Annotated in this window: 23 protein-coding genes; 12 read left to right on the top strand and 11 right to left on the bottom strand. The window is 70.5% G+C overall.

What is annotated here, in order from left to right; translation table 11 throughout:
• Window positions 1-112: 112 nt before the first annotated feature.
• From ACIGDI_RS10365 to ACIGDI_RS10355, 3 genes are all read right to left on the bottom strand, one after another.
• Window positions 113-304 carry a YbdD/YjiX family protein gene (locus tag ACIGDI_RS10365; protein ID WP_399895210.1) on the bottom strand — a complete coding sequence of 64 codons (192 nt, stop codon included), beginning with the start codon at window positions 302-304 and terminating at the stop codon, window positions 113-115.
• On the bottom strand, window positions 285-2,429 hold the full coding sequence (locus ACIGDI_RS10360; RefSeq protein ID WP_399893490.1) for a carbon starvation CstA family protein: 2,145 nt from the start codon (window positions 2,427-2,429) through the stop codon (window positions 285-287). The genes ACIGDI_RS10365 and ACIGDI_RS10360 overlap by 20 nt, the downstream gene beginning before the upstream one ends.
• 74 nt (window positions 2,430-2,503) lie before the next feature.
• Entirely contained in the window at window positions 2,504-3,268 is a 765-nt protein-coding gene (locus tag ACIGDI_RS10355) for a GntR family transcriptional regulator (RefSeq protein ID WP_399893487.1), read from the bottom strand.
• Between the two features lie 308 nt (window positions 3,269-3,576).
• On the opposite strand from ACIGDI_RS10355, the gene ACIGDI_RS10350 reads away from it, so the two are divergent.
• From ACIGDI_RS10350 to ACIGDI_RS10335, 4 genes are all read left to right on the top strand, one after another.
• Window positions 3,577-4,857: an extracellular solute-binding protein gene (locus tag ACIGDI_RS10350; protein WP_399893484.1), complete on the top strand. Its 1,281-nt coding sequence runs from the start codon at window positions 3,577-3,579 to the stop codon at window positions 4,855-4,857.
• A gap of 72 nt (window positions 4,858-4,929) precedes the next feature.
• Window positions 4,930-5,919: a carbohydrate ABC transporter permease gene (locus ACIGDI_RS10345; RefSeq protein WP_399893481.1), complete on the top strand. Its 990-nt coding sequence runs from the start codon at window positions 4,930-4,932 to the stop codon at window positions 5,917-5,919.
• Window positions 5,916-6,764, top strand: coding sequence for a carbohydrate ABC transporter permease (locus ACIGDI_RS10340; RefSeq protein WP_399893478.1), 849 nt, complete (start codon window positions 5,916-5,918; stop codon window positions 6,762-6,764). Before ACIGDI_RS10345 ends, ACIGDI_RS10340 begins: the two co-directional genes overlap by 4 nt.
• Window positions 6,765-6,773: 9 nt before the next feature.
• Window positions 6,774-8,261, top strand: coding sequence for a glycoside hydrolase family 3 protein (locus tag ACIGDI_RS10335; RefSeq protein ID WP_399893475.1), 1,488 nt, complete (start codon window positions 6,774-6,776; stop codon window positions 8,259-8,261).
• Between the two features lie 139 nt (window positions 8,262-8,400).
• On the opposite strand, the gene nagB is transcribed toward ACIGDI_RS10335, so the two are convergent.
• Window positions 8,401-9,186: a glucosamine-6-phosphate deaminase gene (gene nagB, locus ACIGDI_RS10330; RefSeq protein ID WP_384818605.1), complete on the bottom strand. Its 786-nt coding sequence runs from the start codon at window positions 9,184-9,186 to the stop codon at window positions 8,401-8,403.
• Window positions 9,187-9,382: 196 nt separating this feature from the next.
• On the opposite strand from nagB, the gene ACIGDI_RS10325 reads away from it, so the two are divergent.
• Complete coding sequence (locus tag ACIGDI_RS10325) at window positions 9,383-10,453, top strand: SIS domain-containing protein (protein WP_399893472.1); 1,071 nt, start codon at window positions 9,383-9,385, stop codon at window positions 10,451-10,453.
• Between the two features lie 444 nt (window positions 10,454-10,897).
• Window positions 10,898-12,364 (top strand): sensor histidine kinase, encoded by a 1,467-nt coding sequence (locus ACIGDI_RS10320; protein WP_399895207.1) that lies wholly within the window; start codon window positions 10,898-10,900, stop codon window positions 12,362-12,364.
• Between the two features lie 195 nt (window positions 12,365-12,559).
• On the opposite strand, the gene ACIGDI_RS10315 is transcribed toward ACIGDI_RS10320, so the two are convergent.
• A complete protein-coding gene (locus ACIGDI_RS10315) occupies window positions 12,560-12,817 on the bottom strand; it encodes a WhiB family transcriptional regulator (protein ID WP_006142322.1) in 258 nt (85 codons plus the stop codon).
• A 320-nt stretch (window positions 12,818-13,137) separates the two neighbouring features.
• Entirely contained in the window at window positions 13,138-14,106 is a 969-nt protein-coding gene (locus tag ACIGDI_RS10310) for a diacylglycerol/lipid kinase family protein (protein WP_399893469.1), read from the bottom strand.
• A gap of 140 nt (window positions 14,107-14,246) precedes the next feature.
• Here ACIGDI_RS10310 and ACIGDI_RS10305 point away from each other — a divergent pair, with 140 nt between their 5' ends.
• Complete coding sequence (locus ACIGDI_RS10305; RefSeq protein ID WP_399893466.1) at window positions 14,247-14,696, top strand: hypothetical protein; 450 nt, start codon at window positions 14,247-14,249, stop codon at window positions 14,694-14,696.
• Window positions 14,697-14,723: 27 nt separating this feature from the next.
• Here the strand turns inward: ACIGDI_RS10305 and ACIGDI_RS10300 are convergent, their stop codons facing one another.
• The 3 genes from ACIGDI_RS10300 to ACIGDI_RS10290 all read right to left on the bottom strand — a co-directional run bounded on the left by ACIGDI_RS10300 (window position 14,724) and on the right by ACIGDI_RS10290 (window position 16,773).
• On the bottom strand, window positions 14,724-15,833 hold the full coding sequence (locus tag ACIGDI_RS10300) for an RNA polymerase sigma factor SigF (RefSeq protein WP_399893463.1): 1,110 nt from the start codon (window positions 15,831-15,833) through the stop codon (window positions 14,724-14,726).
• Window positions 15,830-16,243 carry an anti-sigma regulatory factor gene (locus ACIGDI_RS10295; protein ID WP_004925829.1) on the bottom strand — a complete coding sequence of 138 codons (414 nt, stop codon included), beginning with the start codon at window positions 16,241-16,243 and terminating at the stop codon, window positions 15,830-15,832. Before ACIGDI_RS10295 ends, ACIGDI_RS10300 begins: the two co-directional genes overlap by 4 nt.
• A gap of 269 nt (window positions 16,244-16,512) precedes the next feature.
• Window positions 16,513-16,773, bottom strand: coding sequence for a UBP-type zinc finger domain-containing protein (locus tag ACIGDI_RS10290; protein ID WP_200702517.1), 261 nt, complete (start codon window positions 16,771-16,773; stop codon window positions 16,513-16,515).
• Between the two features lie 86 nt (window positions 16,774-16,859).
• Here ACIGDI_RS10290 and ACIGDI_RS10285 point away from each other — a divergent pair, with 86 nt between their 5' ends.
• Window positions 16,860-18,464, top strand: coding sequence for a Na+/H+ antiporter (locus ACIGDI_RS10285; RefSeq protein ID WP_399893459.1), 1,605 nt, complete (start codon window positions 16,860-16,862; stop codon window positions 18,462-18,464).
• Here the strand turns inward: ACIGDI_RS10285 and ACIGDI_RS10280 are convergent.
• On the bottom strand, window positions 18,437-19,354 hold the full coding sequence (locus ACIGDI_RS10280) for a 1-aminocyclopropane-1-carboxylate deaminase/D-cysteine desulfhydrase (protein WP_399893456.1): 918 nt from the start codon (window positions 19,352-19,354) through the stop codon (window positions 18,437-18,439). The two genes, ACIGDI_RS10285 and ACIGDI_RS10280, sit on opposite strands and share 28 nt — an antisense overlap.
• A gap of 22 nt (window positions 19,355-19,376) precedes the next feature.
• Window positions 19,377-19,967, bottom strand: coding sequence for an N-acetylmuramoyl-L-alanine amidase (locus ACIGDI_RS10275; RefSeq protein ID WP_399893453.1), 591 nt, complete (start codon window positions 19,965-19,967; stop codon window positions 19,377-19,379).
• 297 nt (window positions 19,968-20,264) lie between these two features.
• Between ACIGDI_RS10275 and ACIGDI_RS10270 the strand changes: the two genes are divergently transcribed.
• From ACIGDI_RS10270 to ACIGDI_RS10255, 4 genes are all read left to right on the top strand, one after another.
• Window positions 20,265-21,671, top strand: coding sequence for a family 2B encapsulin nanocompartment shell protein (locus ACIGDI_RS10270; RefSeq protein ID WP_200702521.1), 1,407 nt, complete (start codon window positions 20,265-20,267; stop codon window positions 21,669-21,671).
• 113 nt (window positions 21,672-21,784) lie between these two features.
• Complete coding sequence (locus ACIGDI_RS10265; RefSeq protein ID WP_399893449.1) at window positions 21,785-22,906, top strand: family 2 encapsulin nanocompartment cargo protein polyprenyl transferase; 1,122 nt, start codon at window positions 21,785-21,787, stop codon at window positions 22,904-22,906.
• A gap of 228 nt (window positions 22,907-23,134) precedes the next feature.
• Window positions 23,135-23,749, top strand: coding sequence for a GNAT family N-acetyltransferase (locus tag ACIGDI_RS10260; RefSeq protein ID WP_399893445.1), 615 nt, complete (start codon window positions 23,135-23,137; stop codon window positions 23,747-23,749).
• 4 nt (window positions 23,750-23,753) lie between these two features.
• Window positions 23,754-23,948: a hypothetical protein gene (locus ACIGDI_RS10255; protein WP_399893442.1), complete on the top strand. Its 195-nt coding sequence runs from the start codon at window positions 23,754-23,756 to the stop codon at window positions 23,946-23,948.
• Window positions 23,949-23,988 lie beyond the last annotated feature (40 nt).

Below are 23,988 nucleotides of genomic sequence, written 5' to 3'. Positions count from 1 at the left end.
TCACCTGTGATCACGTGTGTAATGCGCAGGCAATCTAGGTCACGCCGTCGCAAGAGCGGAAGACCTCGTCCGCATATCGGTATGTCGATTCCGTGAAGGCCCGACATCGGTGTCAGCAACAGCGGAAGCCCTGGCGCGGATCCTCCTCCTGACGGTCCGTCCGCATGCGCTCGAACTCGCGCCGGGAGGGCACCGCCGCGTCCGGGTGCGTTCTGCGTACGTGCGCCACGTACCGCTCGTACGCGGACTCGTCGGTCAGCTCCCGTACGTACCAGCGCACTCCACTAATCGCCCGGCGCAGCAGTGCCGACGACCGCACGGCGCTCCTCCTCCCGCTCGACTCGGGTCGGGATCAGGCCCGCCGGCGCGGTGATCCTCGACTCCACGTAGGGCGACTCGCTGAGCGTGGACAGTGCGGGCCGGCGGATGTGCCGTACGCACACGTGCAGCGCGTCCGCGATCACGACGACGATCAGCAGGGCGAGCACCGCCGACAGGACGCCGTCCACCGTGGAGTTGACGACCACGGTGTGCATGTCGTCCATGTTCTTGGCGGGCGGCAGCACCTTCCCGGCGTCGATCGCGTCCTGGAAGACGGAACGCTGCTTGAAGAAGCCGACCTTGGGGTCGCCGGAGAACACCTTCTGCCAGCTGGCGGTCAGGGTGACCGTGGCGTCCCAGGCGAGCGGGACGGCCGTGATCCACGCCCACTTCAGCCGGCCGGACTTCACCAGCAGCGTGGTGCAGACGGCCAGGGCGACGGCGGCCAGCAGCTGGTTGGAGATGCCGAAGATCGGGAAGAGCTGGTTGATCCCGCCGAGCGGCTCGTGGACGCCGACCCAGAGGAAGTAGCCCCACAGCGCGCACACGATGCCGCTGGTGACGACCAGTCCGGGCTTCCAGCCGATGTTCTTGAACGGCCGTACGACATTGCCCAGCATGTCCTGCAGCATGAACCGGCCCACCCGGGTGCCGGCGTCCAGCGCGGTCAGGATGAACAGCGCCTCGAACATGATCGCGAAGTGGTACCAGAAGGCCCGGAGGCTTCCGCCGGTGACCTTGGAGAAGATCTCCGAGACACCGACGGCGAGGGTGGGCGCGCCGCCGGTGCGGGAGAGCAGGGACGACTCCTGGACGTTCTTCGCGGCCTGCGCGAGGTCGGCGGGGGAGATGTGGTAGCCCCAACCGCTCACCACCTGCGAGGCGTTCTGCACCGTCGTGCCGATGGCGCCGGCCGGCGCGTTCATCGCGAAGTACAGCCCCGGGTCGATGATGCTCGCCGCGACCAGCGCCATGACCGCCACCGACGACTCCATCAGCATGGAGCCGTAGCCGATCATGCGGACCTGCGTCTCCTTCTGGATCATCTTCGGCGTCGTGCCGGACGAGATGAGCGAGTGGAAGCCCGACAGGGCGCCGCAGGCGATGGTGATGAAGACGAACGGGAAGAGGGAGCCCGCGAAGACCGGGCCGTCGCCGCGGGTGGCGAAGCCGGTCACCGCGTCCATCCGCAGCGTCGGCAGGGTGATCACCACGCCCAGCGCGAGCAGCGCGATCGTGCCGATCTTCATGAAGGTCGAGAGGTAGTCGCGCGGTGCCAGCAGCATCCAGACCGGCAGGATCGAGGCGATGAAGCCGTACGCCACCAGCCAGATCACCAGCGTGGAGGGTGCGAGCGTGAAGGTGCCGGCCCACGACGACTCGGCGACCCAGCGGCCCGCGACGAGCGCGAGCAGCAGCAGCGCGACGCCGATCAGGGAGACCTCGGCGACCCGGCCGGGCCGCAGGACGCGCAGATAGAAGCCCATCAGCAGGGCGATGGGGATCGTCATCGCGATGGAGAAGGTGCCCCACGGAGAGGCGGCCAGGGCGTTGACGACGACCAGGGCCAGCACGCCCAGCAGGATGATCATGATGGCGAAGGCGGCGATCAGGGCCGCCGCGCCGCCGAAGGGGCCGATCTCCTCGCGGGCCATCTGACCGAGCGAACGGCCGTCCCGGCGGGTGGAGAAGAACAGCACCACCATGTCCTGCACCGCCCCGGCGAAGATCACCCCCGCGATGATCCAGACGGTGCCGGGCAGATATCCCATCTGCGCGGCCAGCACCGGCCCGACCAGCGGACCGGCGCCCGCGATCGCGGCGAAGTGGTGGCCGAGCAGGACCCGGCGGTCGGTGGGGTGGAAGTCGATGCCGTTGTCGAGGCGTTCGGCCGGGGTGGCGCGGGTGCCGTCGACCTTAAGGACCCGGTTCGCGATGAACTTCGCGTAGAAGCGGTAGCCGATCGCGTAACTGCCCAGGGCGGCCGCGACCATCCAGGCGGCGGAGACGTTCTCGCCCCGGGCGAGTGCGAGGACGGACCAGCCCGCCGCGCCGACCAGGGCGACGAGGGTCCAGATGACGATGGTTCGGACGTTCGCGGTACGCACGAGGCGGTCCTCCCGTCCAGACGGAGTCGGGAGGACCGTAGAACAGCATCGGCGGTTGCGCTACACCATGTGCGTTACTCCATCGGCCTCTTCAGCCTCGCCACGAACTTGTACCGGTCTCCCCGGTACACCGAGCGCACCCACTCCACCGGCTCGCCGTCCTTGTCGAAGGAGTGCCGGGAGAGCATCAGCATCGGCAGGCCGACGTCGGTGCCGAGCAGGCCCGCCTCGCGCGGGGTGGCCAGCGAGGTCTCGATGGTCTCCTCGGCCTCGGCGAGGTGGACGTCGTAGACCTCGGCCAACGCCGTGTAGAGGGACGTGTACTTGACGAGGGACCTGCGCAGGGCGGGGAAGCGCTTGGCGCTGAGGTGGGTGGTCTCGATGGCCATCGGCTCGCCGTTGGCCATGCGCAGCCGCTCGATGCGCAGCACCCGGCCGCCGGCGGCGATGTCGAGCAGCTCGGCGAGGCGGTCGTCGGCGGTGATGTACCCGATGTCCAGCAGCTGCGAGGTCGGCTCCAGGCCCTGCGCCCGCATGTCCTCGGTGTACGAGGTGAGTTGGAGGGCCTGGGAGACCTTCGGCTTGGCCACGAAGGTGCCCTTGCCCTGGATGCGCTCCAGGCGGCCCTCGACCACCAGCTCCTGCAGCGCCTGGCGCACGGTCGTGCGGGAGGTGTCGAACTCGGCGGCGAGGGTGCGCTCGGGCGGTACCGGGGTGCCGGGCGACTGTGTCTCCGTCATGTCGAGCAGGTGCTTCTTGAGGCGGTAGTACTTGGGCACGCGCGCGGTGCGGACGCCTGCCCCGCCCTCGGTCTCCGCACTGCTGACGTCGCTGCTCATGCTCTGCCTTCCCGGCTGACGGATGCGGGTCACTTCGTGATCCCTTCTGTATACCGTCGCCGTCTTTGTTGGTCTAGTCCACAGGGCCAAGTGGTCTAGCGGACGAGAGTACTCCGCCGGCGCTGATTTCGCTGGTTTCTTACTTAAAGGTTCCTGCATATGTAGGTCGCATAACGGCTGGTCAGGGCGGTTTCGAGCACCCTTGACAGGCTTCATGGTCTGGTCCAAGCTCCGGGTACTGGTCTACACCATTGGTTCAGGTCCCGGCGTATGGGCGGGGAGGTGTGGGCATCCCTGAGGAGGGTGGCGTGAAGCGCAAGCTGGCAGCCGCGATCGGTATCGCGGGCATGATGGTCTCGGTCGCTGCGTGTGGGGGCGGCGACGACAAGAGCTCGACGTCCGGCACCGACGCCAAGGAGCTGACGGTCTGGCTCACCGTCGATGCCCAGAACAACTGGCCGAACCTGGTGAAGGCGGCCGACGCGGCCGTGCAGAAGAAGCACCCCGGCATCAAGATCAAGCACGAGTACTACGGCTGGCCGGACAAGAACACCAAGCTCGACGCGGTCCTCGCCACCGACAAGGCGCCGGACGTGGTCGAGATGGGCAACACCGAGATGCTCGGCTACATGGTCAAGGGCGCCTTCGCCCCCGTGGACGCGTCGAAGTTCGCGGGCTCCTCCGCGTGGCTCGACGGCCTCAAGGCCTCGGTGACGTACCAGGGCAAGACCTACGGCGTCCCGTACTACGCCGGCGGCCGCGTCGCCAACTGGCGCAAGGACCTCTTCGCCTCGGCCGGCGTGAAGTCCGCCCCCAAGACGTACGCCGAACTGACCGCCGCCCTCGACAAGGTGCAGAAGAAGGAGGGCAACAAGTTCTCCGCCTGGTACCAGCCCACCCGTGACTGGTACGCGGCCATGTCCTTCGTCTACGACGCCGGCGGCTCCATAGCCAAGGAGGAGGGCGGCCAGTGGAAGGCCAACCTCTCCTCGCCCGAGTCGATCAAGGGCCTGACCGAGTTCAAGAACGTCGTCGACAAGTACATGCACGGCGACAAGACCAAGGACGAGTCCGACCGTTACATCGTCTACGGCCAGGGCAAGTCCGGCATGATCTTCGGTGCCGCGTGGGAGGGCGCGACCTCCGCCGACCCGAAGAACGACAAGACCGGCAAGCTCAAGGACAACCTCGAGAACTTCGTGATGCCGGGTCCGTCCGGCAAGAACATGCCCGTCTTCCTGGGCGGTTCGGACCTCGCCATCCCGGTCAAGTCCAAGGCGCAGGGCGTCGCCGCCGAGTGGATCAACGCCTTCACCGGCCCCTCCGGCCAGAAGGGCCTGATGGCCAAGGGCAACCTGCCCAACAACAAGACCGACCTCGCGACCCTCAAGAACGACCCCGCGACGGCGGTCCCGGCCACCGCGGCCGAGTCCAACTGGTTCGTCCCGATGGCGCCCGGCTGGGGTCAGGTCGAGAAGGCCCAGGTCCTGCAGACGATGCTGCAGAACATCGGCACCGGCAAGAAGTCGGTCGAGGCCGCCGCGAAGGACGCGGACACCGCGATCGACAAGGTCATCAACACCAAGTGACCTGCAAGCGGGGTTCCGTCTCGGCGGAACCCCGCTGTCCGTGAGACCTGAGGGATCGCTGAGGAGCGCGCGATGAGTGCCGCAGACACCACCACCCCTGCCAAGGTGCCGCCGCCGCGGCAGGCGCCGCCACCACCGCCGGTCGCCAAGGCCCCGCGCAGAGGCGGGACTTCGGGCGGCGCGGCCACGCCCTGGCTGCTGCTCGCGCCCTGTCTGCTGATCCTGGCGCTGGTCCTCGGCTACCCGCTGGTCCGCCTGGTCACCCTGTCCTTCCAGAAGTTCGGGCAGTCCCAGCTGTGGGGCTTCCAGCCGGCCGACTGGGTCGGGTTCCACAACTTCAGCGGGGTGCTGGGCGACGGCGAGTTCTGGCAGGTCGTGCTGCGCACGATCGTCTTCGCGGCCGGCTCGGTCGTGTTCACGATGGTGCTGGGCATGCTGATCGCCCTGCTCCTGCAGCGGGTCTCCGGCTGGGTGAAGACGCTGGTCAACATCGCGCTGGTGGCCAGCTGGGGCATGCCGATCATCGTCGCCACCACGGTCTTCAAGTGGCTGTTCGACGCCGACTACGGCATCCTCAACGCGCTGCTGAGCAGGTTGCCCGGCGTGGACCTGATCGGCCACAACTGGTTCGCCAGCGGCCCGCAGGGGCTCGCCGTGATCATGCTGCTGGTGGTGTGGGGAGCGGTCCCCTTCGTCGTCATCACCCTCAGTGCCGGCCTCACCCAGGTCCCGGCCGAACTGGAAGAGGCCGCCCGGCTCGACGGCGCGGGCTCCTGGGGCGTCTTCCGTTACGTCACCCTGCCCATCCTCAAGCCGATCATCGTGATGCTCACGACCCTGTCGGTCATCTGGGACATGGGCGTCTTCCCGCAGGTCTTCGTGATGCGCAACGGCCATCCCGAGCAGGATTTCCAGCTGCTGACCACCTACTCCTACGACCGGGCCTTCGTGGTCAACGACTACGCCCAGGGTTCGGCAATCGCCCTGATCACCGTGGTGCTGCTGCTCGGTGTGGTCGCGGTGTACATGCGTCAGATGCTGAAGATCGGAGAGGTCGAATGAGCGGCACGATCGCGACGGGGCGGCGGCCCCGCAAGTCCAGGGCCGGCTGGAACCTCCTCGGTCTGCTGGTCTTCGTCACCGCCGGCTTCCCCGTCTACTGGATGCTCAACACGGCCATCAAGCCGGCCAAGGACACCATCGACCCCGACCCGAGCCTGTTCCCCACCGGCTTCACGCTCGACAACTTCCGCCGGGCACTGGACATCGCGGACTTCTGGGGCCCGGTCGGCCGCAGCCTGATCGTGTCCCTGTCCGTCGTGGCGATCGGCATCGTCGTCGGCATGCTGGCCGCGCTCGCCATCTCCCGGTTCGCCTTCCGCGGCCGCAAGATCGTCATCGTGGGCATCCTCGCCGTCCAGATGGTCCCGCTGGTCGCCATGATCATCCCGGTCTTCCTGCTCCTGAACGACCTGCATCAGTACGACAAGCTCACCGGCCTGATCATCACGTACCTGACCTTCATCCTCCCGTTCACGGTGTGGACGCTGCGCGGCTTCATCGTCAACATCCCCAGGGAACTGGAGGAGGCGGCCATGGTCGACGGCTGCTCCCGCACCGCCGCCTTCGTCCGCGTGGTCTTCCCGCTCCTCGCCCCCGGCATGGTCGCCACCTCCGTCTACGGCTTCATCCAGGCCTGGAACGAGTACCTCTACGCCCTGATGCTGCTCAGCCAGGAGCACCAGACGGCGACCGTGTGGCTCGGCAACTTCACCACCAAGCACGGCACCGAATACGCCCCGATGATGGCCGGCGCCACGATGATGGCCGTGCCGATCGTCGTGCTGTTCCTCCTCGTCCAGCGCAAGATGGCCGCGGGCCTGACCGCGGGCGCAGTGAAGGGATAACGCCCCCCGATGACGACATTCGCCAGCGGCACAGACACCCTGACGCGCGACGCCCTGACGGTCCTGCAGCCCGGTTTCACCGGCACCACGGCCCCCGACTGGCTGCTGCGGCGCCTCGGGGAGGGCCTCGCCTCCGTCGGTCTGTTCGGCCGCAACATCGCCTCCGCCGAGCAACTGTCGGTGCTGACCGCCCAGTTGCGGGCCGAGCGGGACGACGTCCTGGTCGCCGTCGACGAGGAGGGCGGCGACGTGACCCGGCTGGAGGTGCGGACCGGGTCCTCCTTCCCCGGCAACCACGCCCTGGGCGCGGTGAACGACGTCGACCTCACGCGCGACGTGGCCGCCGAACTGGGCCGCCGCCTCGCCGCCTGCGGCGTCAACCTCAACTGGGCACCGTCCGCCGACGTCAACTCCAACGCCGCCAACCCGGTGATCGGCGTCCGCTCCTTCGGCGCCGAGCCCGGCCTGGTCGCCCGCCACACCGCCGCCTACGTCACCGGCCTGCAGTCGGCGGGAGTGGCGGCCTGCACGAAGCACTTCCCGGGCCACGGCGACACGGCCGTCGACTCCCACCACGCGCTCCCGCGCATCGACGTGCCCGCCGAGGTGCTCTCCGAACGCGAACTGGCCCCCTTCCGCGCGGCGATCGCCGCCGGCACCCGCGCCGTCATGAGCGCCCACATCCTGGTCCCCGCCCTGGACCCGGACCGCCCGGCGACCCTCTCCCACCGCATCCTCACGGAGCTCCTGCGCCGCGAACTCGGCTACGACGGCCTGATCGTCACCGACGGCATGGAGATGCGGGCGATCGCCGACACCTACGGCATCGAACGCGGAAGCGTCCTCGCGATCGCCGCCGGCGCCGACGCGATCTGCGTGGGCGGCGGCCTCGCCGACGACGAGACGGTACGGCGCCTGCGGGACGCCCTGGTCTCGGCGGTCCGCTCCGGCGCACTCCCCGAGGCCCGCCTGGCGGAGGCGGCGGACCGGGTCAGGTCCCTGGCCCGCTGGACGACCACCGCGAAGGCGGCCCGGCCGCAGCCCGACGCCGACACCGAGGTGGGCCTGCGCGCCGCCCGCCGGGCGCTGCGCCTGACCGGCGCGGACACCTTCACCCCGCTCACCGACCCGCCCTATGTCGCCGCCCTCTCCCCGGTGGCCAACATCGCGGTCGGCGACGAGACCCCCTGGGGGGTGGCGGCGGAGCTGTTCCGCCTCCTGCCGGGCACGGAGACGGGCACGTTCTCCGGCGAGGACGCGGGCCTGGCCACGCTGGCCGCCGCGGGCCCCCGCCGTATCGTCGCCGTGGTCCGCGACGAGCACCGCCACCCCTGGATGGCGGCGGCCCTGGACTCGATCCTCAGGACCCGCCCCGACACGGTCGTGATCGAGATGGGCCTGCCCCAGGCACCCCCGCGCGGCACCCTGCACATCGCCACCCACGGCGCGGCCAGGGTCTGCGGCCGGGCGGCAGCGGAGATCATCGCGGGCGCCTAGCCCCCACGACGCAAAGGCGCCGGTTCCTGGACAAGGAACCGGCGCCTTTGCCACGCCCCGAAGGGGCGCGGGGAACTGCGCGACCAACCCACCACGGCCCGCGGTCCGAAGACCACGGTCACCCGGCAGACGAAACCGCCTAGATCCCCTGCCACTCAGGCTTGTTGACGTAGGTGTGCCGAAAGTAGTGCGCCAGCTTCAACTTGGACGCGGCGTCCTCGTCGACCACGACCGTCGCATGCGGATGCAGCTGCAGTGCCGACGCCGGGCACACCGAGGCCAGCGGCCCCTCCACGCTCGCGGCGACCGCGTCCGCCTTGCCCTCGCCCGTGGCGAGGAGCACCACGTGCCGGGCGTCGAGGATCGTCCCGATGCCCTGGGTGATGACGTGATGCGGCACCTGCTCGATGTCGCCGTCGAAGAAGCGCGCGTTGTCGATCCGCGTCTGCTCGGTCAGCGTCTTGATCCGCGTCCGGGAAGCGAGCGAGGAGCACGGCTCGTTGAAGCCGATGTGCCCGTCCGTGCCGATCCCGAGCAGCTGCAGATCCACGCCCCCGGCCTCGGCCAGCGCCGTGTCGTACGCCTCGCAGGCTCCCGGTATGTCCTCGGCCGTCCCGTCGGGCCCCATGAACGCGTCCACCCCGATGCCCAGCGGCTCCAGCACCTCGCGCCGCAGCACGGACCGGTACGACTCGGGATGGTCGGCCGGCAGCCCCACGTACTCGTCGAGCTGCGCCACCCGGGCCCGCGAGGTGTCCACGGCACCGGCGGCCACCTTGGCGGCCAGCGCCTGATAGACGGGCAGCGGGGTCGAGCCGGTGGCCACGCCGAGCAGCGCGTCCGGCTTGCGCCGCAGGAGCCGCGCCATGGCCTCGGCAATGATCTCGCCGCCCGCCTTGGCGTCCGGGACGATGACAACTTCCACGCTGGGCCTGCCGATCTGAAAGAGGGGGACTCAACCGGTACCTGGAAGGGTCAGGTGGTTTAGACCAATCTAACAGAGGTGATCCCTGGGGCCCAGGGGACCGCCGGCACTCCGATTCCACCCCGAGGACGGGCATCATTCGCCCCGGGGGAGTGGAATGGGTGCTGCCCCGCGGACCGAGCCAGGAGGAACGACCATGACCGCCACGACACCGGAGCCCCGGACCGACGTCCCGGGCCGGACCATGGCCCGGGAGATGGCCGAGCAGCCGGCCGCGCTGCGCCGCCTCCTGGACGAGGGAGCCCCCGCCATCGCGCAGGTGGCCCGTGAGATCGCCGCCCGCCGGCCCCGCTTCGTCCTGCTGACCGCCCGCGGCACCTCCGACAACGCCGCGCTCTACGCCAAGTACCTCCTCGAGATCCGCCTCGGCCTGCCCTGCGGCCTCACCTCGATGTCCACCACCACGGCCTACGGCGCCCGACCGGACCTCACCGACGTCCTGGTCGTCACCGTCAGCCAGTCCGGCGGCTCCCCGGACCTCGTCGCCTCGACCAGGGCCGCCCGCGAGGCCGGTGCGATCACCCTCGCCGTCACCAACAACCCCGACTCCCCGCTGGCCGGCGTCTCCGAGTACCACGTCGACGTCATGGCCGGACCGGAGAAGGCCCTCCCGGCGACCAAGACCTACACGGCCTCCCTGCTCGCCCTCTACCTCTTCGTCGAGGGCCTGCGCGGCGGCGACGGCGCCGCCGCGAAGCCGCTGCCCGACCTCGCCGAGCAGCTGCTCGCCCGCCAGGACGAGGTCCGTGCCCTCGCCGCCCGCTACCGCTTCGCCGAACGCATGGTCATCACCTCCCGCGGCTACGGCTATCCCACGGCCAAGGAAGCCGCCCTGAAGCTGATGGAGACCAGCTACATCCCGGCGCTCTCGTACTCCGGCGCCGACCTCCTGCACGGTCCGCTCGCCATGGTCGACAACGTCTCCCCGGTGATCGCGGTCGTGACGGACGGCAAGGGCGGCGAAGCCCTCCAGCCCGTGCTCGACCGGCTGCGCGGCCGGGGCGCCGACCTCTTCGTCGTCGGTCCCGCCCATCAGGTCGAGCAGGCCTCGGCCGGCTTCGTCCTGCCCACCGAGGGCGTGGCCGAGGAGGTCCAGCCGATCCTGGAGATCATCCCCCTGCAACTGCTGGCCTACGAGGTCACCATCGCCCGCGGCCAGGACCCGGACGCGCCCCGCGCCCTGGCGAAGGTCACCGAGACCCACTGAGCCCGGCCCGCCCACCCCGCCCGCGGCGGGCGGATCGCGGAAATTGCATGGCCATCTGCCCCCGCACATGAACCCACACAGGCTAGGCTGCGTGGTGGATACCAGGGAGTCCGACCAGTTGGAGTCGGTCGGGAAAATAACAACAACGAACAGCCTCCAACGCATGGACACCCCGAGTGGTCTAGTCCACAATTGAAACAGTGCGCAGCAGCACGAACAGGCTTCCGTCTTCCCCGCACAGGAAGACGGACCGAGGAACCGGAGCTCTCTGCCCTGACTGCCCCGGCTCCTCAACCTTCGGCCGATACCGGGACCGCACACCCCGCGGCCGATACTGCTCCGGGCTGCGGTGCCGGGAGGGTTGAGGGTCCCTCTCAGGCGCCGCGGCCCGCGGGTGTTTTTAGGCCACACATACCGCCAGGTACGCTCGCACACGTGCCCTCCATGAACGAACTGGTCCGCCAGCACACCGCCCTCGACGACTCCGACCTCGAGTGGCTCCATCTGCTGGTCTCGGAGTGGCAGCTGCTCTCCGACCTCTCCTTCGCCGACCTCGTCCTGTGGGTGCCCACCAGCGACGGCACCCGGTACGTGTCCGTGGCCCAAATGCGGCCCAACACCGGCCCCACCTCCTACCAGGACGACATGGTCGGCCACCTCGTCCCGCGCGGCCGCCGCCCCATGCTGGACGCGGCCCTGGACGAGGGCCGGATCGTGCGCGAGGGCGATCCGGAGTGGCGCGAGGAGGTCCCGGTCCGGGTCGAGTCGATCCCGGTACGACGCGAGGGGCGCGTCCTCGGCGTCATCGCCCGCAACACCAACCTGCTGACCGTGCGCACGCCGAGCCGGCTGGAGCTGACCTACCTCCAGAGCGCCTCGGACCTCGCGCAGATGATCGCGGCCGGCGCCTTCCCCTTCGCCAACCAGCAGATGGACATGGACGCCGCCCCGCGCGTCGGCGACGGTCTGATCCGGCTCGACGCGGACGGCATCGTCCAGTACGCCTCGCCGAACGCGCTGTCCGCGTACCACCGCATGGGCCTCGCCTCCGACCTCGTCGGCCAGCACCTCGGCAGGACCACCGCCGAACTCGCCCCGACCCGCGGCCCGGTGGACGAGGCGCTGTCCAAGGTGGCCAGCGGCTGGGCGCCGCGCGAGTTCGAGATCGAGGCGCACGACGGGGTCATCCAGTTCCGCGCCATCCCGCTCAAACCCAAGGGCACCCGCATCGGTTCACTCGTGCTGCTCCGAGACGTCACCGAACTGCGCCGCCGTGAACGCGAGTTGATCACCAAGGACGCGACCATCCGGGAGATCCACCACCGGGTGAAGAACAACCTCCAGACGGTCGCCGCCCTGCTTCGCCTCCAGGCCCGGCGCATCGACTCCGAGCGCGGCCGTGAGGCGCTGGAGGAGGCGGTGCGGCGGGTCGGCTCCATCGCGATCGTCCACGAGACGCTGTCTCAGAACCTGGACGAGCGCGTGGAGTTCGACGAGATCGCCGACCGGGTGCTGGCCATGGTGGCGGAGATCTCGCCGGGCAAGGTCACCGGTCGGCGCACCGGCCGGTTCGGCATCCTGGACGCGGAGGTCGCCACCCCGCTGTCCATGGTGCTCACCGAGATCCTGCAGAACGCCCTGGAACACGGTTTCCGCGAGGGCGACACCGGCACGGTCGAGGTCTCGGCCGTCCGCGGAGGCACCACGAAGGAGGCCCGCCTGCTGGTCACCGTCCAGGACGACGGCGTCGGCCTGCCCGAGGGCTTCGACCCGCACACCGCGGGCAACCTCGGCCTGCAGATCGTACGGACGCTGGTGGAAGGCGAGTTGGGCGGGACGTTCGACATGGTCCCGGCTCCCGACCGGGGCACCCGGGTCATCCTCGACGTGCCGGTGCGGGCCCACAAATAGACCGGCCCCCGGCCCCGCGGCAGCCGCCTTGGAGGACCACAGCAAGAAGCCCCGGACCCATTCCCGGGTCCGGGGCTCGAATGCTCGTTGCCAGCTTGTGCTGCGCATCGGGGGTACTGCGCGCTGCGGCTCGGGGGCGGGAGATGCGTACTCGCTGTACGCGCCGCCAAGCTCAGGCTTTGTGGGGCGGGTGGGTCAGGCGGAGGCCTGACGGGCCCGGTTGCGGGCGGCACGGCGCTTCATCGCGCGACGCTCGTCCTCGCTGAGACCACCCCAGACGCCGGAGTCCTGACCGGACTCGAGCGCCCACTGCAGACACTGATCCATGACGGGGCAGCGACGGCAGACGGCCTTGGCTTCCTCGATCTGCAGCAGCGCAGGACCGGTGTTGCCGATGGGGAAGAAGAGCTCGGGGTCTTCCTCGCGGCAAACGGCGTTGTGACGCCAGTCCATGGCTGCTACCTCTCCTTGGTATTACGTGCAAGTTGCTTGTGAATGTGAACGCTTTCACGAATCCCTCAACAAGTGAAGGGCCTACCGCCAGGTTCCCTGGCGTGGGTCCTGTGAATTGAAGAGGGGTTCCGGTGATCTGTGGATGCCGGTGTTGCGGGCTGTCCCGATCGCCACGTAGAGACTCGCAAACCTCAGCGGCGGATACAACCCCTTCTGGAAAGTTTTTTTTGATTCCTCGGTGTCGACTAGGTCACAGCCGTACTTCCATGGGGTGGATCCTGGCCTAAACGTTCGAGTGAAAGGACTTTAGCCCCTTCTGCTCACACAATCACACGCAGTGCACGGCGTACGCCTGTGAACGTCACGCTGGTTCGCAGTCCGAGGTGGTCGCCGTCCATCTGAAGGGGTAGGGGCACCTTCGAATGCAAGGTGAACCGGTCCAGGTCGTGCAGGGATGCCACATGCCGGCCATGGGGTCCGCGGTCCGCGGACGAAGTGAGCAACTGTGTGGCATACCGGGCAACCGCGACCGTGGACATACGGCTGAGACCGAGTACGTCGAGCCCGGTATCGAACGAGGCCTTAGGCGACGCGTACACCGGACGATTACCCAGATACGTCCAGGGCGAGGTGTTGCAGATTATGGAGAGCACCAGATCGGTCACCGGTTCTTCACCGGGTCGCTCCAGGGTGATCGTGCCGTGGCGCTTGTTCGGCTCCTGCAGGTACTGCCGTACCACCTGGCGCAGGTAAAGGGCGTGCGTGGACTTCTTGCCCTGTTCACGCTGCTGTTCCACCCGGCCCACCACGCCCGCGTCGAAGCCGAGCCCCGCGCAGAAGGTGAACCAGCGGGCGGGCGCCGCCTCGTCCTCGGTGCCCGGAGTGCCGGCCGCGAGGCCCATGCCGACCGTGCGCTCGCTGCCCTCGTGCAGAGCGTCCAGCAGCGCGCCGGTCGCGTCGACGGCGTCGTTGGGCAGCCCCAGCGCTCGGGCGAAGACATTGGTGGAGCCGCCGGGGACCACGGCCAGGCGGGGAAGCCCGTCCGGATTGGGCCCGGCGTGCAGCAGGCCGTTCACCACCTCGTTGACCGTGCCGTCGCCGCCGAGGGAGACCACGAGGTCGATGTCCTCGCTCTCCGCGGCCTGCCGGCCGAGGTCGCGCGCGTGGCCGCGGTACTCGGTGTGGACGACCTCGAGCTTCATCTCGCTGGCGAGGGCGTGGATGAGGACATCGCGCCTACGTGCGCTTGTGGTGGTGGCTGCCGGGTTGACCACGAGAAGTGCACGCATGGGTTGCAGCGTACCTACTGGGTGGTACCGGGCACAGGGCGAGGTGTGGATCAGGTAAGAGGCCGAGGCGTGAGCCTCACCACGGGCGGCGGCCTCAACCTCGCCGCGGGGGCCCGCGTCCCCGGGGCTACCCTTCAAAGGTGACCACTGAGCAGACCCCCGCCACCGAGGAAGACAGCGGCCCCCGCCCGCGCCGCCTGACCTACGCGGCCGTGCTCGCCGCCCTGGAGGGGCTGGCGCTGGTCGTCGGCGGCGTCTGGATGCTCGTGGAGGGCCTGGCGGGCGCCCCGGACGACCGCGGCTCCGCCGTCACCGGCGGCATCACCCTGATCGTCCTCGCCCTGCTGCCGCTGCTGGCCGCCCGCGGGCTGCTGAAGCGCAGGAGCTGGAGCCGGGGCCCGGCCGTCATCACGCAGATCATGGCGCTGCCGGTGGCGTACAACCTGCTGCAGGCCGACAGCGTGGCCATTCCGGCGGGGATCGCGCTGGCGGTCGTCGCCGTCGCCTCCCTGGTGCTGCTGGTCAATCCGGCGACGACCCAGGCCCTCGGGATCAAGGGTCCGGGTCGCGCACAGGACGGCGGGCGGTAGCCCCACGACGCCGTAGCGGCCGTCGGTCTACTCCTCCACCAGGAGCTTCTCCCGCAGCTGGGCCAGCGTGCGGGCCAGCAGGCGCGAGACGTGCATCTGCGAGATGCCGACCTCCTGCGCGATCTGCGACTGGGTCATGTTGCCGAAGAAGCGCAGCAGCAGGATCCGCTTCTCCCTGGGCGGCAGGTCCTCCAGCAGCGGCTTGAGGGACTCGCGGTACTCGACGCCCTCCAGCGCCTCGTCCTCCGCGCCGAGGGTGTCCGCGACCGCCGGGGACTCGTCGTCGGTGTCGGGGACGTCCAGGGACAGCGTGGAGTACGCGTTGGCGGACTCCAGGCCCTCCAGGACCTCCTCCTCCGAGATGGCGAGCTTCTCGGCGAGCTCGTGGACCGTGGGGGAGCGGCCGTGCTGCTGGGAGAGCTCCGCGGTCGCCGTGGTGAGCGCCAGGCGCAGCTCCTGCAGGCGGCGCGGCACGCGGACCGCCCAGCCCTTGTCGCGGAAGTGACGCTTGATCTCGCCGACGACCGTCGGTGTCGCGTACGTGGAGAACTCCACGCCGCGGTCCGGGTCGAAGCGGTCGACCGACTTGATCAGGCCGATGGTGGCGACCTGGGTGAGGTCGTCCAGCGGCTCGCCGCGGTTGCGGAAGCGGCGCGCGAGGTGCTCGACGAGCGGCAGGTGCATCCGGACCAGCCGGTTGCGCAGCTCCGCGTACTCCGGGCTGCCGTCCTTCAGCCCCCGCAGTTCGACGAACATGGCGCGCGCCCCGCTGCGGTCCTGTGCGTCGTGCTGCGTGGCCCGCGGCACGCTCTGCGCGTCCTGCTGGTCGTCTCGCTCGTGCTCGCTCATCGTCCCGCCCGTTGTCCTTCGCCGAGCCCTCGCCGCCGGGCGGGCCGGGGTGGTCCCCGTCGGCCCGTCCGCGGGCGTACCCGGCGCGACACCTTCCCGATCCCACTGCCCGTCGTCCAGGAGGCCGGCCGCCAGGGAGGTGTCCTCCGGGTGCGGCCGGGCCTGCTCGGGAATGCCCGCCATGCCCTCGACTGCATCGCCCGTGCTGCGGGACCCGCCCGTGCCCTCGGCCGGCAGCTCCCTTGTGCCGCGCTCTTCGTCACGCACCGGCCCGTCCCCTGTCCTCACGCCGGCCCGGGTCCCGCGCCGCGCTGTTTGTAGAGGCTGATCGAAACGGTTTTGTCCTCGTCCACGGCGGAGGAGACCTTGCCCGCGAGAGCGGACAGGACGGTCCAGGCGAAGGTGTCCCGCGAGGGGGCGTGACCGTCCGTGGTCGGGGCCGAGACGGTGACCTCGAGAGAGTCGTCGACGAGGCGGAAGACGCAGCTGAGCACCGAGCCGGGCACGGCCTGCTGGAGCAGGATCGCGCAGGCCTCGTCCACCGCGATGCGCAGGTCCTCGATCTCGTCGAGGGTGAAGTCCAAACGGGCCGCGAGACCGGCCGTGGCCGTACGCAGCACCGACAGGTAGGCACCCGCGGCCGGCAGCCGGACTTCGACGAAGTCCTGGGTCGCGGGCTCGCCTGCGATCTGGGACACCCTCACCTCCATGGTGGTACAAGCTTTACAGGGCCGAGGGTCGCCCCCCGGGGTAACGCGACGTGTGCTTCAGCGGTGACGCTATCGCGCTCTCAACTTTCCTGTCCCCAGGACCCCATCCCCTTGCCGTCACTCACAGTAAAACTGTGGACACGCTCCGTGTCTAGGGGTCTGCGGCTCCAATTGGGAAGAACGCGCGCCGGGTTGACGTACCCAGACGTCAGACGGTCGAACCGTCCGGATCGTTGCCCGTCCCCGCCCCTCCAGGGTCACACGAGAACGTGGTCCACGAAGCACCAACGCCAGTTCTCCCCGGGCTCGAACGTCCGCATGATCGGGTGGTCGGAGTCCTTGTGGTGCTCCGTGGCGTGCCGGCCGGGCGAGGAGTCGCAGCAGCCGACGTGGCCGCAGGTGAGGCACAGCCGAAGCTGCACCGGGTGCGTGCCGTCCCGCAGACACTCCGGACACGTCTCGCTCAGCGGCTCGGGGTCCGGGTGCGGCAGCGCGTCGGCGTGCGTGCACTGTTTCATGATTGCCAGGTTACGACGGCCGCGAGGATGGGCGCGCGGAAAATCGAGGGTGGGCGGACGACGATGAACGAGGGCGGGCGAGGGTCATGGACGTGATGCCACTGCTGTTGCTGGTGGCGGGCAGTACCGCGGTCGCGGCGGCGGCCCGGCGCACCCCGGTGCCGGCGCCGCTGGTGCTCGTCGCCGTGGGGCTGGTGGTCTCGGGCATCCCGGGCATGCCGGACTACACCCTCGACCCCGAGATCGTGCTGCCGCTGGTGCTGCCCCCGCTGCTGCACAAGGAGGGCGTCGAGAGCTCGTACCTCGATCTGCGTGCCTCGATGCGGCCGGTGGCCCTGCTGTCGGTGGGGTACGTGCTCTTCGCGACCTTCGTCGTCGGCTGGGCCGCCTACGTGATCGTGCCCGGCCTGCCCCTGCCCGCGGCACTGGCGCTCGGCGCGGTCGTGGCGCCGACGGACGCCGTCGCCGCGGCCGCGGTCGCCCGCCGGGTCGGACTGCCCTCCCGGATCACCACGATCCTGCAGGGCGAGTCCCTGCTGAACGACGCCACCGCGATCACCGCCTACCGGGTCGCCGTCGCGGCCGCCGTCGGCGAGGGCGCCTCCTGGATCGGCGGGATCGGCGAGTTCCTGCTGGCGGCGGTCGGCGGCGTCGCGGTCGGCCTGGTGCTGATGCTGCCGATCCACTGGCTGCGCACGCACGTGAAGGAGGCGCTGCTGCAGAACACCATGTCCCTGCTGATCCCGTTCGTCGCCTACGCCGTCGCCGAGCAGGTGCACGCCTCCGGTGTCCTCGCGGTCGTGGTCGTCGCCCTCTACATCGGGCACCGCGCGTGGGAGGTCGACTTCGCCACCCGGCTCCAGGAGGAGGCGGTGTGGAAGGTGGTCGCGTTCGTCCTGGAGTCGGCCGTCTTCGCGCTCATCGGACTGCAGCTGCCGGTGGTGCTCAGGGGCCTCGGGGAGTACAAGGGCGTGGACGCCGCCTGGTACGCGGTCGCCCTCTTCCTGGTGGTCGTCGCGGCCCGGTTCGTCTGGGTCTACCCGGGGACCTTCGTGCCCCGCATGCTGTCCACCCGGATCAGGGAACGCGAGGAGAACCCCACCTGGAGAGGGCCGATCGTCACCTCCTGGGCCGCCATGCGGGGCGTGGTCTCGCTGGCCATCGCCTTCTCGATCCCGCTCACCGTGCACGGCGGCGAACCGTTCCCGCAGCGCAACCTCATCCTCTTCCTGACCTTCACCACCGTCATCGGCACCCTGGTCGTGCAGGGCCTGACCCTGGCCCCGGTGATCCGTCTGCTCAAATTCCCCGGCCGCGACGCCCAGGCCGAGACCCTCGCGGAGGCCAACGCCCAGGCGCAGGCCTCCCGGGTCGCCGAGCAGCGCCTCGACGAACTCCTCACCGACGAGCGCAACACCCTCCCGCCGCCCCTCGCCGACCGCCTCCGCCAGTCCCTGGAGCGCCGCCGCAACGCCGTCTGGGAACGCCTCGGCCAGACCAACCCGATCACCGGTGAGTCCGTCGACGACACCTACCGCCGTCTGTCGAGGGAGATGATCGGCGCCGAGCGCGCGATGTTCGTCCGCCTGCGCGACGGCCGGTACATCGACGACGAGATGCTGCGAACCCTGCTGCGCCGGCTGGACCTGGAGGAGGCGGCGGCCTACCGGGAGGCGGTGGACGGCGCCTGAGGAAAGGGCCGCCCCGTCACCACGGCCGCCACGGTCGTCCCCCGCGCGAACGCCCCCTCCTCCGCGAGGGCGACAAGTCCATACAGCAACTTGGCGACATACAGCCGCTCCACCGGCACTCCGTGACGCTGCTCGAAGTCCTCGGCGAAGGCGTCGAGGGCGGCGGGCACGCGCGCGTAGCCGCCGAAGTGGAAACGGTCGTCCAGGTGCCAGCTGCCGCGCGGGCCGCCGAACGCCTCCTCCTGGAGCCGCCTTATGTCGGCGGTCAGGAAGCCGCCCTTGAGGACCGGTATGCCGAGGGCCCGCCGGCCGGGCGCGAGTCCGGCGGCGAGCCCGGCCAGCGTGCCCCCGGTTCCGCAGGCGATGCCGACGACGTCGGCGTGACCGCCCAGCTCCTCGCCCAGCGCCCGGCAGCCGCGTACGGCCGCCGCGTTGCTGCCGCCCTCCGGGACGACGTACGCCTCCGGCGCGCCGGCCGCGTCCAGCACGCGCGCGAGGGTGTCCGGCTCGGTCTTGAGGCGGTACGTCGACCGGTCGACGAAGTGCAGCCGCATGCCGTCGGCCGCGCACCGCGCCAGGGAGGGGTTGAGGGGCCGGCCGGCAAGCTCCTGGCCGCGGACCACGCCGACGGTCGGCAGCCCGAGGAGGCGGCCGGCCGCGGCCGTGGCCCGCAGGTGGTTGGAGTAGGCCCCGCCGAAGGTGACCAGCGTCCGGCCGGCCGCGGCTCGCAGGTTCGGCGCGAGCTTGCGCCACTTGTTGCCGACCAGGTCCGGGTGGATGAGGTCGTCGCGCTTGAGAAGCAGGCCCAGGCCGTGCCGGGCGAAGCGCGGGTCCGACAGCTCCTGCACGGGGGAGGGGAGGCGGGGGCGCAGGGTGTCGAGGCCGGTCACCCGACCATTGTGACCTGGGGCGTCACTTCAGGCGCTCGTGGATCCGCTCCCTCAGCCAGGCCATCGTGAACCCCTTCGGATCCACCTTCCCCGGCTGCCACTCCCGGTGTCCGATCACCGACCGCTCGGTCCACCCGTGATACCGGCACACCGCGGCCGCCGCCTTCTCGATGGCCTCCAACTGCGCCTGCGGCCAGGGGTCCTCGCCGTCGCCCAGGTTCTCGCACTCGAAGCCGTAGAAGTACCGGTTGCCGTCCGTGTCGGCCTCGTTGTCCGGCGGCAGCGCCTTCTCGGCGATCACCGCGCGCAGTACGTCGTCGTCGCCGAGGCCCGCGTGGTTGGCGCGGCCGTAGCCGACCAGGTGGACCGTGCCGTCCTTGGTGATCACGCCGTGGCACAGCGGACCGGGCAGGCCCGCGTAGCCGTCCCGGCAGATCTCCACCGTCCGCTCGCTGCCGCTCGATGCCGTGTGGTGGATCATCACGCCGTGGACCGGGCCCCACGGACCCTTGTGATTGCGGTTGTGATGGGCCCAGTCGCCGACCTCGACGACGGTGACGCCCTCCGCCCGGAGAGCGTCGAGAAATCTGCCCGCGGACATGGGTGAGGCCATGACCGCCTCCTTCGTGCCGTGCTGACGGCCGCCCGTTGCGGCCTCCTCGTGCCGCTTCTCTTACCGACAGTGCACGGTCGATTACACATCGTGCTCACGTCGAGGGGGCGCTTTTCGGACACCCGGCACCTCCTGGTCGGCTTTACGCGGGCCGCGTGTCTGCCCAGGCCGCCGGTGATCCATTCCCGCTCTTTCGGGTAATAGCACCGACACGTTCCGTGATGAAAGGCTGGCCACGCAGATCGCGATGGGCGGTGCGGTTCGACCGCCGTCCATGACCGGGAGGGCAATTCTCATATGTCGGTAGGCGAAGAGGTCCGTACGGAACAGGGCAGGCCGCAGCAGAGTCTCGGCACCGCCGCCGCGCGGAACCTGGCCACCACGACCAAGTCCGCGCCGCAGATGCAGGAGATCAGCTCCCGCTGGCTGCTGCGCATGCTGCCGTGGGTGAACGTGCAGGGCGGCACGTACCGGGTGAACCGGCGACTGACCTACGCCGTGGGGGACGGCCGCATCACGTTCGTGAAGACGGGCGACCGGGTCGAGGTCATCCCCGCCGAACTGGGCGAGCTGCCCGCGCTGCGCTCCTACGAGGACGAGGAGGTGCTGTCCGAGCTCGCCCAGCGCTGCCGGCAGCAGGAGTACGCGCCCGGATCGGTGATCGCCTCCTTCGGCAGCCAGGCCGACGAGGTCTACCTGCTGGCGCACGGCAGGGTCGAGAAGGTCGGCACGGGCCCCTACGGCGACGACGCGGTCCTCGGCGTGCTCGGCGACGGCTCCTACCTCGGCGAGGCCGCCCTGCTGGACCCCGACGCCATCTGGGAGTACACGGCCCGCGCCGCCACCGCCTGTACCGTGCTGATCCTGTCCCGGCAGGACGTCGAGCAGGTGGCGGAGCGCGCCGAGTCCCTGCGCGAGCACCTCCAGCGGCTGCGCTCGATTCCCGAGCAGAGCACCAACAGGTACGGCGAGAAGGAGATCGAGCTCGCCGCCGGCCACTCCGGCGAGCCGGACATCCCGCACACCTTCGTCGACTACGAGGCCCGGCCCCGCGAGTACGAACTGAGCGTCGCCCAGACCGTGCTGCGCATCCACACGCGCGTGGCCGACCTCTACAACCAGCCGATGAACCAGACCGAGCAGCAACTGAGGCTGACCGTCGAGGCGTTGAAGGAGCGCCAGGAGCACGAGCTGGTCAACAACCGGGAGTTCGGGCTGCTGCACAACTGCGAGTACGACCAACGGCTGCAGCCGCACGACGGGGTGCCCAGCCCCGACGACCTGGACGAACTGCTCAGCAGGCGGCGCGGCACCAAGTTCATGCTGGCGCACCCGCGCGCGATCTCCGCGATCGGCCGCGAGTTCAACAAGCGCGGACTGGTCCCGGAGACCATCGAGGTGGGCGGCAACCGCATCCCCACCTGGCGGGGTGTGCCGATCTACCCGTGCAACAAGATCCCCGTCACCGAGGCCCGGACCAGCTCGATCATCGCCATGCGTACCGGCGAGGCCGAGCAGGGCGTCGTCGGCCTGCAGCAGGCGGGCATCCCGGACGAGATCGAGCCGAGCCTGTCCGTGCGCTTCATGGGCATCAACGAACAGGCCGTCATCAAGTACCTGGTGACGGCCTACTACTCGGCCGCGGTCCTCGTCCCGGACGCGCTCGGCGTCCTGGAGAACGTCGAGATCGGCCGGTGGAGGTGACGTTTCGCCACCTGGAGGCGGTGTCCCCGCCCGGCCGGACGGGTAGACCTCGGTCGTATGCGCCCGGCCGGAGCCCAGAAGCCGCCGTCCGCGGACCGACCGAGGGGGAGCCCATGACCGCCGAGTCCCTGGCGGAGACCAAGCACCGCCGAGACGACGCGGGAGACCGTGCCCCGGCGGTGCGCCGCCGCCCCGCGGGGCCGGGCGCTCTCGACGGTCACGAGGCGACGGTGATCCTGGAGCGCACCCGGGCGTCGGTCGATCCCGAACTGCGCTCCGCCATCGACTCGTTGCCCGGTTCCATGCGCCGGATCGCGCTCTACCACTTCGGCTGGGAGCGCGCCGACGGGACACCGTCGGCCGGCAACGCGGGCAAGGCGATACGCCCCGCGCTCGTCCTCACCGCGGCCACCGCGCTCGGCGGACCGGCGGCGGCCGGGGCGGCCGTACGGGCGGCGGCCGCGGTGGAACTGGTGCACAACTTCACGCTGTTGCACGACGACGTGATGGACCGCGACACCACCCGCCGCCACCGGCCCACCGCGTGGACCGTGTTCGGTGACGCCGACGCGATCCTCGCCGGGGACGCCCTGCAGGCGCTGGCCCTCGGGCTGCTCGCCCAGGACCCGCACCCGGCGGCCCCCGCGGCCGCGGCCCGGCTCGCGGCCTGCGTCGTCGAGCTGTGCGCCGGACAGCACGCGGACACGGCACTGGAGCGGCGCCGGCCCGGCGAGGTCCGCCTCGACGAGGTGCTGACCATGGCCGAGGCCAAGACGGGAGCGCTGCTGGGGTGCGCCTGTGCGCTCGGCGCGCTGTACGCGGGCGCCGGGGAGGAGGACGTCGAGGCGCTGGACGCGTTCGGCCGCCAGGCCGGGCTCGCCTTCCAGCTCATCGACGACGTCATCGGCATATGGGGCGACCCGCACCGCACCGGCAAACCGGCCGGCGCCGACCTGGCGGCCCGCAAGAAGTCCCTGCCGGTGGTCGCCGCCCTGACCTCGGGCACCCCGGCGGCCGCCGAACTGGCCGAGCTGTACGAGGCGCCGTACGAGAAGGAGGACGTGGCGCGCACCGCCCTGGCCGTCGAGCGGGCCGGCGGGCGGGACTGGGCGCAGGACGAGGCCGCCGACCGGATGGCCCGCGCGATGGACGAACTGTCCCGCGCGGTCCCCGACCCGGAGGCGGCGGGCGGGTTGCTGGCGCTGGCGGAGTTCGTGACGCGGCGCACCGGCTGACCGGACCGCCCGAAGACCCCGGGGCCCACCGGCCCGGCCGTACGGCTCCTGACCCCGTACGGCCGCCGAGGGCTCCGGCCGACGGGTCCCGCACATCCCCACGGTGTGCGGGCCCCGTCATCACACCCGTCCGCCCCGCGTCGCATTTTGCCCCTGCCGTCCTCTCCCGCCTTCCGGATAGGCTCAACCCCCGTGCGACCAAGGCTGGTTGAGACGGAGGGGCGGCGCATGGGTGTGGCGATCCGGACGGCGGAGGAGGGCGACCGCGACATGGTCGTGCGGCTGCTGGACGAGGCCTTCCAGGACGATCCGGTCAGCGGCTGGGTCTTCCCGGGCGACGAGTACCGCCGTACGACGCACCACCGGCTCATGGCCGCCTTCACGGGGATCGTGCTCGCGGAGGGGCGGATCGACGTCACCGAGGACGGCAGCGCGTGCGCGCTGTGGCTGCCGGTGCCCGCCGAGGCGCACGAACCCGACGCCGACGACGCGAAACAGCTGCGGGACGCCGTCGACCCCGACAACGAGCGCGTCGAACTGATCGGCCGGCTCACGGCGGACATCCATCCCGCGGGCCGCGCCCACGAGTACCTGTGGATGATCGGCGTGCAGCCCGGACGGCAGGGCGAGGGCCTGGGCACCGCGCTGATCCGGCACGTCCTCGACCGCTGCGACCGCGAGAACCTCCCCGCCTACCTGGAGGCCAGCAGCGCCCGCAGCCGCGCCCTGTACGAGCGCCTCGGCTTCGAGCCCGCCCGCGCCCCCCTCGACCTTCCCGACGGCCCCAGCATGTGGCCGATGTGGCGCGAACCCCGCGCGCAGGCGGTAATCGGCCTACCCTGAGGGCATGGACAGCTCGGACCAGGTCTGTCCCGTCTGCGGACAGCCCGTGGAGACCGTCGTCAAGCGGCACAAAACGCTCGGCGTCTGGGTCCCGGTGTGGACGCCGGGCCCCTGCCACAACCCCGAGTGCGAGGCGTACGTCCCCGGGGGCGCCAGGCCCCGCGAGGAACCCGGCAGGACGGTCTCCGAGGAATCCTGACAGCCGCGGACTACGAGGCCGTGCGGGGCAACGGCAACGC

It is taken from the genome of Streptomyces sp. NPDC085900 (assembly GCF_044540925.1).
GTDB classification, from domain to species: Bacteria; Actinomycetota; Actinomycetes; order Streptomycetales; family Streptomycetaceae; genus Streptomyces; species Streptomyces gilvifuscus.
Note: the sequence above shows the minus strand (reverse complement) of the source record. Positions and strands in the feature narration are given on the sequence as shown.

Excerpts from the sequence above, each read along its gene's own strand:
- ACIGDI_RS10355 (WP_399893487.1), bottom strand. The coding sequence starts at position 3,268 with ATGAGCAGCGACGTCAGCAGTGCGGAGACCGAGGGCGGGGCAGGCGTC.
- ACIGDI_RS10345 (WP_399893481.1), top strand. The coding sequence starts at position 4,930 with ATGAGTGCCGCAGACACCACCACCCCTGCCAAGGTGCCGCCGCCGCGG.
- ACIGDI_RS10340 (WP_399893478.1), top strand. The coding sequence starts at position 5,916 with ATGAGCGGCACGATCGCGACGGGGCGGCGGCCCCGCAAGTCCAGGGCC.
- ACIGDI_RS10335 (WP_399893475.1), top strand. The coding sequence starts at position 6,774 with ATGACGACATTCGCCAGCGGCACAGACACCCTGACGCGCGACGCCCTG.
- ACIGDI_RS10325 (WP_399893472.1), top strand. The coding sequence starts at position 9,383 with ATGACCGCCACGACACCGGAGCCCCGGACCGACGTCCCGGGCCGGACC.
- ACIGDI_RS10320 (WP_399895207.1), top strand. The coding sequence starts at position 10,898 with ATGAACGAACTGGTCCGCCAGCACACCGCCCTCGACGACTCCGACCTC.
- ACIGDI_RS10315 (WP_006142322.1), bottom strand. The coding sequence starts at position 12,817 with ATGGACTGGCGTCACAACGCCGTTTGCCGCGAGGAAGACCCCGAGCTC.
- ACIGDI_RS10310 (WP_399893469.1), bottom strand. The coding sequence starts at position 14,106 with ATGCGTGCACTTCTCGTGGTCAACCCGGCAGCCACCACCACAAGCGCA.
- ACIGDI_RS10290 (WP_200702517.1), bottom strand. The coding sequence starts at position 16,773 with ATGAAACAGTGCACGCACGCCGACGCGCTGCCGCACCCGGACCCCGAG.
- ACIGDI_RS10285 (WP_399893459.1), top strand. The coding sequence starts at position 16,860 with ATGGACGTGATGCCACTGCTGTTGCTGGTGGCGGGCAGTACCGCGGTC.
- ACIGDI_RS10275 (WP_399893453.1), bottom strand. The coding sequence starts at position 19,967 with ATGGCCTCACCCATGTCCGCGGGCAGATTTCTCGACGCTCTCCGGGCG.
- ACIGDI_RS10270 (WP_200702521.1), top strand. The coding sequence starts at position 20,265 with ATGTCGGTAGGCGAAGAGGTCCGTACGGAACAGGGCAGGCCGCAGCAG.
- ACIGDI_RS10265 (WP_399893449.1), top strand. The coding sequence starts at position 21,785 with ATGACCGCCGAGTCCCTGGCGGAGACCAAGCACCGCCGAGACGACGCG.
- ACIGDI_RS10260 (WP_399893445.1), top strand. The coding sequence starts at position 23,135 with ATGGGTGTGGCGATCCGGACGGCGGAGGAGGGCGACCGCGACATGGTC.
- ACIGDI_RS10255 (WP_399893442.1), top strand. The coding sequence starts at position 23,754 with ATGGACAGCTCGGACCAGGTCTGTCCCGTCTGCGGACAGCCCGTGGAG.